Annotated in this window: 11 protein-coding genes; 4 read left to right on the top strand and 7 right to left on the bottom strand. The window is 75.5% G+C overall.

Features of this window, described 5'->3' with window-relative positions; all coding sequences use genetic code 11:
• Positions 1–90: 90 nt before the first annotated feature.
• A complete protein-coding gene (locus ACI796_RS09660; RefSeq protein ID WP_456941009.1) occupies positions 91–3,060 on the bottom strand; it encodes a UPF0182 family membrane protein in 2,970 nt (989 codons plus the stop codon).
• 232 nt (positions 3,061–3,292) lie between these two features.
• On the bottom strand, positions 3,293–4,318 hold the full coding sequence (locus ACI796_RS09655; protein ID WP_456941006.1) for a YlbL family protein: 1,026 nt from the start codon (positions 4,316–4,318) through the stop codon (positions 3,293–3,295).
• A 103-nt stretch (positions 4,319–4,421) separates the two neighbouring features.
• Between ACI796_RS09655 and ACI796_RS09650 the strand changes: the two genes are divergently transcribed.
• Complete coding sequence (locus ACI796_RS09650) at positions 4,422–5,822, top strand: zinc-dependent metalloprotease (RefSeq protein ID WP_456941005.1); 1,401 nt, start codon at positions 4,422–4,424, stop codon at positions 5,820–5,822.
• Positions 5,823–5,991: 169 nt separating this feature from the next.
• Here the strand turns inward: ACI796_RS09650 and ACI796_RS09645 are convergent, their stop codons facing one another.
• On the bottom strand, positions 5,992–6,573 hold the full coding sequence (locus ACI796_RS09645) for a M48 metallopeptidase family protein (protein ID WP_456941004.1): 582 nt from the start codon (positions 6,571–6,573) through the stop codon (positions 5,992–5,994).
• A 365-nt stretch (positions 6,574–6,938) separates the two neighbouring features.
• Here ACI796_RS09645 and ACI796_RS09640 point away from each other — a divergent pair, with 365 nt between their 5' ends.
• The 3 genes from ACI796_RS09640 (at position 6,939) to ACI796_RS09630 (ending at position 9,627) form a co-directional block, all read left to right on the top strand.
• Positions 6,939–7,091, top strand: coding sequence for a DUF5679 domain-containing protein (locus ACI796_RS09640; RefSeq protein WP_176449798.1), 153 nt, complete (start codon positions 6,939–6,941; stop codon positions 7,089–7,091).
• 109 nt (positions 7,092–7,200) lie between these two features.
• Positions 7,201–8,250 carry a ThiF family adenylyltransferase gene (locus tag ACI796_RS09635; protein ID WP_456941003.1) on the top strand — a complete coding sequence of 350 codons (1,050 nt, stop codon included), beginning with the start codon at positions 7,201–7,203 and terminating at the stop codon, positions 8,248–8,250.
• A gap of 54 nt (positions 8,251–8,304) precedes the next feature.
• Positions 8,305–9,627: an ABC1 kinase family protein gene (locus ACI796_RS09630; RefSeq protein ID WP_456941002.1), complete on the top strand. Its 1,323-nt coding sequence runs from the start codon at positions 8,305–8,307 to the stop codon at positions 9,625–9,627.
• Between the two features lie 120 nt (positions 9,628–9,747).
• On the opposite strand, the gene ACI796_RS09625 is transcribed toward ACI796_RS09630, so the two are convergent.
• From ACI796_RS09625 to ACI796_RS09610, 4 genes are all read right to left on the bottom strand, one after another.
• A complete protein-coding gene (locus ACI796_RS09625; RefSeq protein ID WP_456929244.1) occupies positions 9,748–9,912 on the bottom strand; it encodes a hypothetical protein in 165 nt (54 codons plus the stop codon).
• Between the two features lie 74 nt (positions 9,913–9,986).
• Entirely contained in the window at positions 9,987–10,334 is a 348-nt protein-coding gene (locus ACI796_RS09620; protein ID WP_456929243.1) for a WhiB family transcriptional regulator, read from the bottom strand.
• A gap of 145 nt (positions 10,335–10,479) precedes the next feature.
• On the bottom strand, positions 10,480–10,785 hold the full coding sequence (locus ACI796_RS09615; protein WP_456941001.1) for a hypothetical protein: 306 nt from the start codon (positions 10,783–10,785) through the stop codon (positions 10,480–10,482).
• Positions 10,786–10,978: 193 nt separating this feature from the next.
• Positions 10,979–13,018 carry an ATP-dependent helicase gene (locus ACI796_RS09610; protein WP_456941000.1) on the bottom strand — a complete coding sequence of 680 codons (2,040 nt, stop codon included), beginning with the start codon at positions 13,016–13,018 and terminating at the stop codon, positions 10,979–10,981.
• Positions 13,019–13,029: the final 11 nt, after the last annotated feature.

The raw sequence follows: 13,029 nt of genomic DNA, 5'->3' as shown, positions 1-13,029 counted from the left end.
CAGCGACCCGCCCTGCGTGTTGGACACAGAGTACCCCGGCGGCGGGGGGGGGGCCGCCCCGGGGGCCCCCCCCCCCCCCCCCCGCGGTGCTCAGCCGGTCGGCGAGGCGGGCGCCGCGGCCGCGCCCTGGGCCGCCTCGTAGGCCTCGACCGCCCGCTGCAGGTCGGCCAGTGCCTGGCCCTGCGCGGCGAAGTCGCCGCTGCGCTGGGCGTCGGCCAGCCGCTGCAGCGCCGCGTCGAGGTCGGCGACCGCCTGGTCCAGCGCCGCGTCCGACCCGTCGGCCGGCGGGGTGGTCGGCTCCGCGGGCGTGGTGGGTTCGGCCGGCGTGGTCGGCTCGGCCGGCGTCGGCTCCTCGGTGTCCGGGGTGGTCCCGGCGTCGTCGGAGTCGGTCGCGGTGTCCCCCGCCCCGGCCCCGAAGACCTGGTCCAGCGCGTCGGAGAGGGTGTCGGCGTAGCCGACCCGCCCGCCGTAGTTGACCAGCACCTTGCGCAGCAGCGGGAAGGAGTTCTGCCCGGTCCCCTCCACGTACAGCGGCTGCACGTAGAGCAGGCCGTTCTCCCCGATGGGCAGCGTCAGCAGGTTCCCGAACACCGCCTGCGAGTCCTCGCTGTTGAACAGCGTCAGGTCCCGGGCGACCTCGTCGTTGGTGTTGAACGACTGCTGCACCTGCTGCGGCCCGCGGAAGGGCGTGTTGCCGGGCAGCCGGAGCACCTGGATCGCGCCGTAGGTGTCCGGGTCGCTGGAGGCGGAGATGAACGCCGAGAGGTTCTGCCTCCGGAAGGCGTTCAGCGCGCTGGTCAGCTGGAACGTCGGATCGGGCTCACCCGGTCGCGCGGCGAGGATGTAGTACGGCGGCTGCGCCTCCTCGGTCTGCGTGTCCTGCGTCGGGTCGGCCGGCACCGCCCAGCGGTCGTTCTGGCTGTAGAAGTCGCCCGGGTCGCTCACGTGGTAGCGGGTGAGGACGTCCCGCTGCAGCTTGAACAGGTCCTCCGGGTAGCGGACGTGGCCGATGAGCTCGTCGCTCATCTCCGACCGCTCCTCGATCACGCCCGGGAACGCGGCCATGTAGGCCTTCAGCACCGGGTCGTCCTCGTCCCACTCGTAGAGCCGGACGGTGCCGTCGTAGGCGTCCACGGTGGCCTTGACCGAGTTGCGGATGTAGTTGAACTGCTCGTTCGGCAGCGCCGCGGTCCCCTGGCCGGTGAGCGCGTCCTGCGCCGCCTCGCCGAGCTCCATCCGCTCGGAGTACGGGTAGGCGTCCGACGTCGTGTAGCCGTCGAGGATCCACTGCACGCGGCCGTCGATGACCGCCGGGTAGGGGTCGCCGTCGACGGTGAGGAACGGCGCGGCCTTCTCCACCCGCTCGCGCGGGTCGCGGACGTAGAGCACCTTCGAGGCGTCGTTGACCGCACCGGAGAGCAGGAAGTTGCGCTCGCGGTAGTAGATGGCGAACGTCAGCTGCCGGAAGAAGCTGCCGATCGCGACGCCGCCCTCGCCGTCGTAGGTGTTGTTGACCTCGCCCTCGGAGCCGTCCTCGGGCCGGTCGAACTCGCGGGCGTCGGCGCCCTCGGGCGCCCCGACGACGGAGTAGTCGTCGATCAGCTCGCCGTAGTAGATCCGGCCCTGCTCGACGTCGATGTCACCGGTGGTGGGCAGGTCGCGGCTGGTGAAGTTCGGCTCGCCGCCCTCCTGGCCGGTGACCACCTGGTTGGCCGGCGCGGCGACGAAACCGTTGCCGTGCGTGTAGACGGTGTGCCGGTTGATCCAGGTGTCCTGGTTCTCCGACAGGCTGCCGCTGTCGAGCTCGCGGACGGCGACGACGTAGTCGCGGGTCTCGCCGTCGATCGTGTACCGGTCGATGTCGAGCTTCTCGGGGAAGCCGTACACGTTGCGGATCTGCTGGCGCGCGGTGAACGTCCCCGCCAGCACGTTGGGGTCGAGCAGCCGGGCGTTGGGGATCGTCGCGTCGTCGGCGCGCAGCTCGGCCAGCGCGGCGTCGGTGTCCACGTCCTCGCCGGTGTTCTCCTGCGCGAAGTCCGTGTACTCGACGTCGGTGAGCCCGTAGGCCTCGCGGGTCGAGGCGATCGCCCGCTCGATGTAGTCGGCCTCGCGCTCGTTGGCGCTCGGGCGGACGACGAACTGCTGCACGATCGCCGGGTAGGCCACGCCGATCACCAGGCTGGACAGCAGCAGCAGGACCAGCGCGGCGGCCGGCAGCCGGAAGTTGCGGACGACGACGTTGGCGAGGAACGCGAGCGCGCAGAACGCCGCCGCGAACACCAGGATCGTCTTGGCCGGCAGCAGCGCGTTGACGTCGGTGTAGCTGGCGCCGCTGAACAGCTCGCCGCGGTCGGAGTAGACCAGCCCGTAGCGGTCGAACCAGTACGCGACCGCCTTGAGCGCCACGAACAGGCCCAGCAGCACCGACAGCTGCACCATCGCCGCGCCGGTGAGCTTCTGCCCCGGCGTCTGCAGCCGCAGGCCGCCGAAGACGTAGTGGGTCAGCAGCGAGCCGATCAGCGCCAGCAGCACGATGGCGAAGCCGAAGCTCAGCAGCAGCCGGTAGAAGGGGTACTCGAAGACGAAGAACGACAGGTCCAGGCCGAACTGCGGGTCGGTCTGGCCGAAGGGCGTCGAGTTGCGGAAGGTCAGCCAGGTCTCCCAGCTGCCCTGCGCGGTGAAGCCGGCGAACAGGCCGACGACGACGGCGACGGCCGAGAGCACCAGGGTGCGGCGGGGCTCCAGCGACTGCCGGTAGCGCTCCAGGTTCTGCTGCTCCAGCGACATCGGCCGGAACGCCGGGCGGAACCGGTAGGCCAGGTAGATCGCCAGCGCGGTGAGCCCGCCGGTGGCCACGCCGGCCACGGCGAACAGCAGGGCCCGGGTCTGGAGCTCGGTCCAGAAGACCTCGGTGTACCCGGTCTCGTCGAACCAGAGGTAGTCGACGTAGACGTTGGTCAACGTCCCGATGGCCGTGAACAGCACCAGCAGCACGGCGATGGACCCGATGACCACCTTCGCGCGCCGCGACAGCGTCGGCACGGACACGGGGGGCCGCATGGCCACGAGCGGTCTCCTTCAGTTGCAGGTGCGGCGGGCACCGGGGTGCACCGTCGCGGTGTGACGACCGCGTGCGGTCGGGCGTGTGGGCGCCGGTCGGCACGGGCGCCGGGCTGGCGCACGAACGGCCGGTGTCGCCCCTGACCAACGCTCGGCGCGGCACCGGGTTCCCCGGGGAGCCCGTGCTGGCCGACAGCATTCCCCACGCGGGGCGTCCCGTGCCGGGCGGCGGTCAGCAGCCCGCCGGGGTGCGCCCCTCGCGTACGTCCTCGAGGGCGGTCAGGGCGTCGTCGAGGGTGGCCACCCGGGCCAGGGTCAGGTCGGTGGCCGGGGACCCGAGCGCGTCGGGGCAGTTGTCGGCCGGGACGAGGAAGAGCTCGGCGCCGATCTCCTGGGCGGCGACCATCTTCAGCTGGATCCCGCCGATCGCCCCGACCGTGCCGTCGGCGTCGATCGTGCCGCTGCCGGCCACCACGGCGCCCTCGGTCAGGTCGGTGTCGCCGACCAGGTCGAGGATGCCGAGGGTGAGCATCAGGCCCGCCGACGGGCCGCCGACGTCGGCGACGTCGATGTCGACGTCGAACGGCGCGGAGGGCTGCTCCCCGACCACGACGCCGAGCACCGAGCCCTCGCGGTCGGAGGACCCGCCCGTGGTCACCGTGGCCGTGCCCGGCTGCCCGAGCCGGGTGTAGGCGACCTGCACGGTGGTCCCGGCCGGGATGGCGGCGAGGACGGCGGCCAGCGCGTCGGAGTCCGGCGTCGGCCGCCCGTCGACGGACTCGATCGCGTCGCCCTCCTCGAGCAGCCCGTCCGACGGCGAGTCGTCGCCGGAGAGCCCGCGGACGACGACCTTCACCGGGTACCCGAGGTGGCCGAGCGCGGCGGCCTCGGCCGCCTCCTCGGAGGTGAGGAAGGCCTGCCGGTTGGCCTGCTCGATCTCGTCCTCGGTCTGGTCCGGCGGGTACACCGACTCCTCGGGCACGACGCTGATCTCGTCGTCGAACCAGCCGCGGACCGCCTCCACCAGGCTCAGGCCCGCCCGGCCGACGCCGACGGTGGTCAGGTTGAGGTTGCCCGAGACGTCGTTGCGGTCGCGGCCGCGGACGGAGATGACCGGGTCGCCGTCGATGTCGCCGAGGGTGTTGAAGGTCGGGCCGGGCACCTGGGCGACGTAGGGCACCGGCAGGGCCGCGCCGAGGACGCCGGCGACGAGCAGCAGCACCACACCGACGGCGAGGACGGCGATCCGACGGGTCACGACCGGCCAGCGTAGAACCTCGGGCTGGCAGCGTCCGCCGTGAGCGGACGCCGGTGACCGCGCTCGGGCTCCGGCGGTGTGATCACGCGTCTACCGTGGGGGCATGAGTGACGTGCCGTTCGGATTCGGGCTCCCCGACCGCGACCCCGAGCGCCGGGACCAGCCCGGCGCCGGTGACCCGTTCGGCTTCGGTGCCCTGTTCGGGTTCGGCGGCCCGGGCGGCGCCGGGGGCGGCACCCCGGAGGAGCTCCTCGGCAAGATGCCGCTGTTCGCCGAGCTGCAGAAGCTCGTGAACTGGTCGGGCGGGCCGGTCAACTGGGACCTCGCCCGGCAGGGCGCGATCAGCTCCCTGGCCACCGGCACCCAGCCGACGTCGGAGGCCGAGCGGGCCGCCGTCACCGAGGCGGTGCGCCTGGCCGACCTGTGGCTGGACCAGGTCACCGACCTGCCGTCGGGTGCCGACCGCGCGCTGGCCTGGTCCCGGGTGGAGTGGGTCGAGCAGACGCTGCCGGCGTGGGGCGCGCTCATCGACCCGCTGGCCGAGAAGGTCGTGGCCGCCATGACCTCCGCGCTGCCGCAGGAGGCCATGGCCATGGCCGGCCCGCTGGCCGGGATCATGGGCCGGATGGGCGGCCTGATGTTCGGCGCCCAGGTCGGGCAGGCCCTCGGGCGGCTCGCCGGCGAGGTCCTCACCGGCACCGAGGTCGGCCTGCCGCTGGCGCCGGCCGGCTCGGCGGTGCTCGTCCCGCAGAACGTCGCCGCCTTCGCCGAGGGCCTGGACCGCCCCGCCGACGAGGTCCGCCTGTTCCTCGCCCTGCGCGAGGCCGCGTCGCTGCGGCTGTTCGCGCACGTGCCGTGGCTGCGCCAGCAGCTGCACGACGCCGTCCACGCCTACGCCCGCGGCATCACCATCGACCGCGAGGCGATCGAGCGCGGGCTCAACGACGCGATGGGCTCGATGGGCGGCGGCTTCGACCCCTCCAATCCGGAGGCCATCCAGGAGCTGCTCGGCAGCGGGCTGCTCGAGCCGGAGGAGACGCCGGAGCAGCAGATGGCGCTGCGCCGGCTCGAGACGCTGCTGGCGCTGGTCGAGGGCTGGGTCGACGCCGTCGTCGCGGCCGCGGCCGGCGAGCGGCTGCCCGGGCACGGGGCGCTGGCGGAGACGATGCGCCGCCGCCGCGCCTCGGGCGGCCCGGCCGAGCAGACCTTCGCCACGCTGGTCGGCCTGCAGCTGCGGCCGCGCCGGCTGCGCGACGCCGCCACCGTCTGGGGCGCCATGGCGCAGCAGCACGGCACGGAGGCCCGCGACCGGCTCTGGTCGCACCCGGACCTGCTGCCCACCTCCGACGACCTCGACGAGCCGCTGGACTTCGTCGCCCGCCAGGGCGTCGATGACGAGCTGCGCGCCCTGACCGAGCCGGCCGGGGACACCGACGGCCACAGCGACGGCGGGGACACCGACGGCGGGGACACCGACAGCGAGGGGGAGACCCCCACCCGCTGAGGACGCCCTGCGAGGCGCCGGGCGGAGTGGGGGCCGGAGGCTCCCGCGATCGAGCGGCGGGGTGGGCTCAGCGCAGGGCTCCGCCGCGAGCCAGGTGACGTGCTGGAACGGCCCCCTCGCCGGGTCCTGCCGCGAGCCTGCGAGCGGCGGGGGGCGAGGGGGTCCTCACTCAGTCGACGAGGTCGCCGTCGTCCCCGCCGGCGCCGTCGGCCCGCGCGGACTCGACGCCCTCGAGGAAGCCGCGGGCCCGCTCGGCCCGCGGGTAGCGGCTCACCAGCGCCCAGAAGCGCGCGTCGTGGCTGGCCTCGAGCAGGTGCGCCAGCTCGTGCACCAACACGTAGTCGACGACGTACTCCGGCATCGACCGCAGCCGGCTCGACAGCCGGATGCTGCCGTCGGCGGGGGTGCACGAGCCCCAGCGGCGCTGCTGGTTGTCCACCCACCGCACGCTGGTCGGCTGCGGCACGCCGTCGAGGTGCGCGGCCGACAGCGCCCGGGCCCGGCTCATGAGCTCCTCGTCGCCGCCCAGGGACCGGCGGCGCCGCTCCTCCCGGGTCTGCAGCTTGGCCACCATCTGGGCCACCCAGCGCCGCTCCTCGGCCGGCGTGAACGCCGCCGGGATGAGCACGATCGTCCGCCCCGACTCGCGGTACGCGGTCACCGTCCGACGGCGGCGCGCGCTGCGGCGCACCTCGACCGGCCCGTCCGTGGACGAGGGGCCGTGCGAGGGGTCGGAGGTCGATCCGGGCACGGGAGGACGGTAGCCACCGGCCGCCGACGACGCGCAGAGGGGAGCCACCCGCTCGGGTACGAGTCGCACGGACGGTGGACACCCGGCACCGGCGACCGGACGCTCCGTCCACAGCGGGGCGGACGACGTCCGCGCAGGTGACGGCCGGAGAACGGGCCGGCGACGGGCGGGTGGACGCCGGCCCCTCCCCCGGCTGCACACAGCGACACGCCGCCGGGTCCCCACCGTCTCCACAGCCCTGTCCACAGGCTGTGGGCAGCGCGGGGGGACAGGTCCCCCGGTCACACGGGTCGGACGGGACCGTCCGGGTAGCGTTCGCGGAGGCGGTGCCCGGACGGGTGCCGAGCAGTCGACGAGGAGGCACCGTGGCGGACAGCTACAACGGCTACTGCGTGAAGTGCAAGGAGAAGCGGGACTTCGACGGCGAGGTCAAGGTCAGCGAGTCCGGCCGCCGGATGGCCCAGGGCACCTGCCCGGTCTGCGGCACCAAGATGAACCGGATCCTCGGCAAGGCCTAGCCACTGCCCTCCTGACGGCGGCGTCCCGCACGGCGGGCGCCGCCGTCGTCGTCCCGGACCCTGTGGACGACGGCAGCGGGCGCCGGCCCGGTCCTGCCACCCTGCGCGGGTGTCCGACACCGCCCACCCCCTGCTGCCCCCGGGCACGCCGCTGCTGCGCCGCTCCCCCGACGCCGTCCAGGTCGGCGGCGTCGAGCGCGACGGCGTGCTCGTCGGCTCCGCCCCGGCCGCGGTGACCGCCCTGCTGCGCGGCCTCGACGGCCGGCGCAGCCAGCGGACCGTGCTCGCCGACGCCGCCGGCGACGGTCTCGACCCCCGCTCGGTCGCCGCCCTGCTCGACCACCTGCGGGCCACCGGCACGCTGGTCGACCTCGAGGCCGCGGACCTGCTCGCCTCCGACGCCGGCCCGGCCGCGGCGGCCCGCACCGCCGCGGAGCTGCCCGCCGCACGGGACCCCGACGGCGCGGTGCGCTGGCACGCCCGGCGCGCGGCGACGGTCGTCGTCGAGGGCGCGACCCGGGTCGGCGTCCCCCTGGCGACGCTGCTGGCCGCCAGCGGCGTGGGCCGCGTCGACGTCCGCGACGGCGGCGTCACGACCGCGGCGGACGCGGTCGCCGGCGGGCTCACCGCGGCCGACGAGGGGCGGGCCCGCTCGCTCGCCGCCGCGGACGCCGTCCGCCGCGCCAGCCCGCTCACCGACCTGCGCCCGCTGCCGCCGGGCGCCGTCCCCGACCTGGTCGTCCTCGCCCGGCCGTGGGCGGCGTCCGACCCGCTGGTCGCCGGGCTGCGGGACGCCGGCGTGGCGCACCTGGTGGCCGCCGTCCGCGGCGACACCGGCGTCGTCGGGCCACTGGTGGTCCCCGGCGTCACCGGCTGCCTGCGGTGCGCCGACCTGCGCCGTCGTGACGCCGACCCGCACTGGCCGGTGCTCGCCGCCCAGCTCACCGCCGCCGACGTCCCCGGCGGGTCCACCCTCACCTGCTGGGCGACCGCGCTGGCCGCGGCGCAGACGGCGCTGGCCTACCTCGACGGCAGCGGCAGCCCGGCGGCGCTGGCGGGCACGGTGGAGCTGGCGCCCCCGGGACTCGTCCCGCGGCTGCGCCGCTGGCCGCCGCACCCGTCCTGCGGGTGCGGCGGGGACGTCCGCCCCTCCGGGTGACGATCACCACGGCTCCGTCAGCGGCCCGGGCTCCGCGTCGGGGACAATGGCACGGTGACCGACGACGCACGGGGGATCCCGAGGGGCTCGATCTCGCGCACCGCGCGGCTGGCCTCGCTCCCCCTGGGTGCGGCCGGCCGCGCCACGCTGGGGATCGGCAAGCGGCTGTCGGGACGGTCCTCCGAGGCGGTCACCGCGGAGCTGCAGCAGCGCACCGCCGAGCAGCTGTTCGCCGTCCTCGGGCAGCTCAAGGGCGGGGCGATGAAGCTCGGCCAGACGCTGTCGGTGTTCGAGGCCGCCGTCCCCGAGGAGGTGGCCGCGCCCTACCGGGAGGCGCTGGTCAAGCTCCAGGAGGAGGCGCCGCCGATGCCGGTGCGCACCGTGCACGCGGTGCTCGCCCAGCAGCTCGGCGGCACGTGGCGCACCCGCTTCCGCGAGTTCGACGACCAGCCCGCCGCGGCCGCCAGCATCGGCCAGGTGCACCGCGCCACCTGGCGCGACGGCCGCGACGTCGCCGTGAAGATCCAGTACCCGGGCGCGGCCACCGCGCTGATGGCCGACCTCAACCAGCTGTCCCGGTTCGCCCGGCTGTTCGCCGCGCTGTTCCCCGGCATGGACGTCAAGCCGCTGATCGCCGAGCTGCGCGCCCGGGTGATCGAGGAGCTCGACTACGGGCTGGAGGCCGACGCCCAGCGGCAGTTCGCCGCCGCCTACGCGGGCGACCCGGAGATCGTCGTGCCGCGTGTGGTGGCCAGCGCGCCCAAGGTGATCGTCTCGGAGTGGCTGGAGGGCCTGCCGCTGTCGCGGGTCATCACCGAGGGCACCCGCGAGCAGCGCGACCGCGCCGGGCACCTCATGGCCGTGCTGCACTTCTCCGCCCCGCAGCGGGCCGGGCTGCTGCACGCCGACCCGCACCCGGGCAACTTCCGGCTCGTCGAGGGCGACCGGCTCGGCGTCATCGACTTCGGCGCCACCGCCCGGCTCCCCGACGGGCTGCCCGAGCCGATCGGCCGCCTGGTCCGCTGGGCGCTGGAGGGCCGCGCCGAGGAGGTGCTGACCGACCTGCGCGCCGAGGGGTTCGTGCGGCCGGGCATCGAGGTCGACGCCCAGGGCGTGCTCGACTACCTGCGGCCGATGCTGGAGCCGGTCGAGAGCCCGGGCTTCCGGTTCACCCGGGCGTGGATGCAGGAGCAGGCCGCGCGCCTCGCCGACCCCCGCACCGAGGCCAGCAAGCTCGGCCGCCAGCTCAACCTGCCGCCGGCCTACCTGCTCATCCACCGGGTGACGATCGGCTCCATCGGCGTGCTGTGCCAGCTCGACGCCGCCGCCGACTACCGCGGCGTCATCGAGGAGTGGCTGCCCGGCTTCAAGGCCTGAGCGGGCCCCACCGGCCCGGGACGACGAGAGGCCGGGCCCCCGACGCACCGGGAGCGTCGGGGGCCCCGCCTCGCCCGGGAGGGGCGCCGCGTGCTGCCGGGCCCGGAGGGGCGCCCTCGTTCAGCGGACGGCAGCGCTGGCCCGCGCGGCACGCCGGCTGGCGTACTCCGCGCGGCGGGCCCACCGGCGGGCGGCCCGGAGCCGGCGCACGCGGCCGGCGGTGTCGGCCTCGGCGCGCAGTTCGCGCAGCCGCGTGGTGGCCAGGTCGTACTCGTACGTGGTCATCTCGGGTCCTCGGTGCTCGTCGGGCGTCGGCGCCCGATCAGATGGCTGTCGCTGTCGGCTGTCGCCGTCCCGGCTCACGCCGCGACGACCTTGCGGGGACGGCCCCGCGGGCGCTTGCGCGGGATGACCACACCCCGCTCGAAGATCTCGCCGCCCCAGACGCCCCACGGCTCGCCGCGGTCCAGGGCGCCGGCCAGGCAGGCGTCGCGGACCGGGCACTCGCCGCACAGGACCTTGGCCTGCTCGAGCAGCGCGGGGCTCTCGGCGAACCACAGGTCCGGGTCGTCGGTCCCGCGGCACGGCAGGGGGCGCCGCACCGGTGCCGGGGCCAGCGGGGTGTGGGGCGTCCTCGGGGTGGCGCCGCCGGTCCGGGGGAGCCCGGGTCGGCGGTGGGACGTCGGGCGGTCGATCGTCTGCTGCACTGCCGCTCCTCCTCGTACTCGTCGTCTGCGCGGCCGGCGGGGGCCCGCCGACCGGGGTGGTCGGGGCCGGGTGCCGCGGAGAAAGACGAAGGCCGCGGATCCCGGGGTTCGGGTTCCGCGGCCTCGAGGAGGACCGGTCGAGCGGCTAGCTCTGCGGTCTCCCCGGGGAGTGGATCCCGAGGGTGGTGCGCTGGTTGCCGATGTGGGTGCGGAGGGCATCGGTGCCGCCGACGCCGGGGCCGAACTCGCCGCCGGTGGGCACACCGGTCCCCTGGACCGGAGCGGTGGGCGCAGCAACGGCGGTGCCGGTCAGGTCGAACGGCGTCATCGACCGGACGACGGCGCAGCGCGGCCGCGCGGACGGGACGGCGCCGGTCAGGGCCGGACGCACGACGAGGGCGCCCCAGGCGGAGACCCCGGCGGGGGCGAGGACGCAGCGCATGTCGATCATCGGTACCCCTCCTCCCGGGGTCGGAGTCCGGCGGTCGGGCCGGGCTCGGTCTGGCGCGCCCGCGGTCGTCCGTCGGGCGCAGGCAGGACAGTAGGGAAGGTCACTGCAGCGGCGCAACGCAATTAACGGGCGCGTCCTCCGATGGCGTGGGACGCGCCCGTCCGGCCGTGCGGTGGGCACGGTCGGTGACCGGTCAGCCGCCGACGGTGGCGAGGACGTCCTCGCCGTACATCTCCAGCTTGCGGGCGCCGATGCCGGGCAGCCCGGACAGCTCGCGGATGCTCGTCGGCTTCGCCTCGGCGATGGCCTGCAGGGTCGCGTCGGTGAACACGACGTAGGCGGGCACCGAGGCGGCCTGCGCGGTGCTGCTGCGCCAGGCGCGCAGCCGCTCGAAGATCTCCCCGGCCTCGCCCTCGAGGACGACCTTGGCCCGCTTGGTCCTCCGCTGCGGCGGAGGGGCGGTCGGCGTGGAGCCGGGCACCAGGCCGTCGAGGAAGCGGCTGCGCGGGCGGGCCCGCTTGGCGCCGGGGTTGCGGGCCAGCGACCAGGACAGGGTGAGCTGCTCGCGGGCGCGGGTGACCGCGACGTAGAGCAGCCGCCGCTCCTCCTCCACCGCCTCCGGGCGGGACAGCGACTGGGAGATGGGCAGCACGCCGTCGACGAGGCCGACGACGAAGACCGCGTCCCACTCCAGGCCCTTGGCCGCGTGCATCGACGCCAGCGTCACGCCCTGGACGGTCGGCGCGTGCTGGGCGTCGGCCCGCTCGGCGAGGTGGGCGACGAAGCGCGGGAGGTCGGTGGTCGGGTCCTCGGCCACCAGGTCGACGGCGAGGTCGACCAGCGCGGCCAGCGACTGCCAGCGGTCGCGCGCCGCTCCCCCGGCGGGCGGGCGGTGCTCCACCCACCCGGTCGAGGCGAGCACGTCGCGCACCGTCGGCACCAGCGCGCCGGGCTCGTGGCCGCCGGCGGCCGCGCCGCGCAGCAGGACGACCGCCTCCCGGACCTCGGGCCGCTCGAAGAACCGCTCCCCGCCCTTGAGCACGTAGGGCACCCCGGCGTCGGCCAGCGCCGACTCGTAGACCTGGGACTGCGCGTTGATGCGGAACAGCACCGCGATCTCCGACGCCGGCGTCCCGGCCTCGACCAGCGCCCGGCAGGCCTGCGCGACGGCGGCGGCCTCGCTGGGCTCGTCGGCGTGCTCGAAGAAGCGCGGCTCGGGGCCCTCGGCCCGCTGACCGAGGAGCTTGAGCCGGAAGATGCTCTTGCGCTCCGGCGCCTGCCCGATCAGCTTGTTCGCCAGCCCCACCACCTGCGGCGTCGACCGGTAGTCGCGCTCGAGCTTGACCACCGCGGCGTCGGGATAGCGGTCGGCGAAGCCCAGGAGGTAGTCGGGGTCGGCCCCGGTGAAGGAGTAGATGGTCTGGTTGGGGTCGCCGACGACGCAGACGTCGGCCCGCCCACCCAGCCAGGCGTCGAGCAGCCGCTGCTGCAGCGGGTTGACGTCCTGGTACTCGTCGACGACGAAGTGGCGGTACTGCCCGCGCACCTGCCGGGCGACGTCGGGGTGCTCCTCCAGCGCGAACGCGGTGACCAGGAGCAGGTCCTCGAAGTCCAGCGCGCCGTCGCGCTGCTTGGCCGACTCGTAGGAGGCGTAGACGCGGGCGACGGCGGCGGCGTCGAAGGGCGGCTCGCGCCCGGCGGCCGCGGCCCGGGTCGGGTAGTCCTCCGGGGTGGCCAGCGTGGTCTTGGCCCACTCGATCTCGCTGGCGAGGTCGCGCAGGCTGGTCCGGTCGGTGGTCAGCCGGTTGCGCGTGGCCGCCGAGGCGACGACCCGCAGCTTGTTCTCGATCAGCGGCGGCAGCGGGCCGCCGAGCACCCGTGGGGCGAAGTAGCGCAGCTGGCGCATGGCCGCCGCGTGGAAGGTGCGGGCCTGCACCCCGCCGACGCCGAGGCCGGCCAGCCGGGTGCGCAGCTCCCCCGCCGCGCGAGCGGTGAAGGTCACCGCGAGCACCTGCTCGGGGACGAACGCCCCGGTGTGCACGCCGTAGGCGATGCGGTGGGTGATCGTGCGGGTCTTGCCCGTCCCCGCACCGGCGAGGATGCACACCGGGCCGGTCACCGCCTGAGCGGCCTCGCGCTGCTCCTCGTCAAGGCCGGCCAGGACCGCCTCGGCGCCGGCGGAGGTCCCCGCGGACCCGGAGGTCGCCAGGGGCGCGTCGGCTGTCCGGGGCATGCGGTGGTTCC

The organism is Geodermatophilus sp. SYSU D00525, assembly GCF_054050475.1.
The sequence above is the reverse complement of the archived record's forward strand: the minus strand, read 5'-3'. Positions and strand labels throughout refer to the sequence as shown.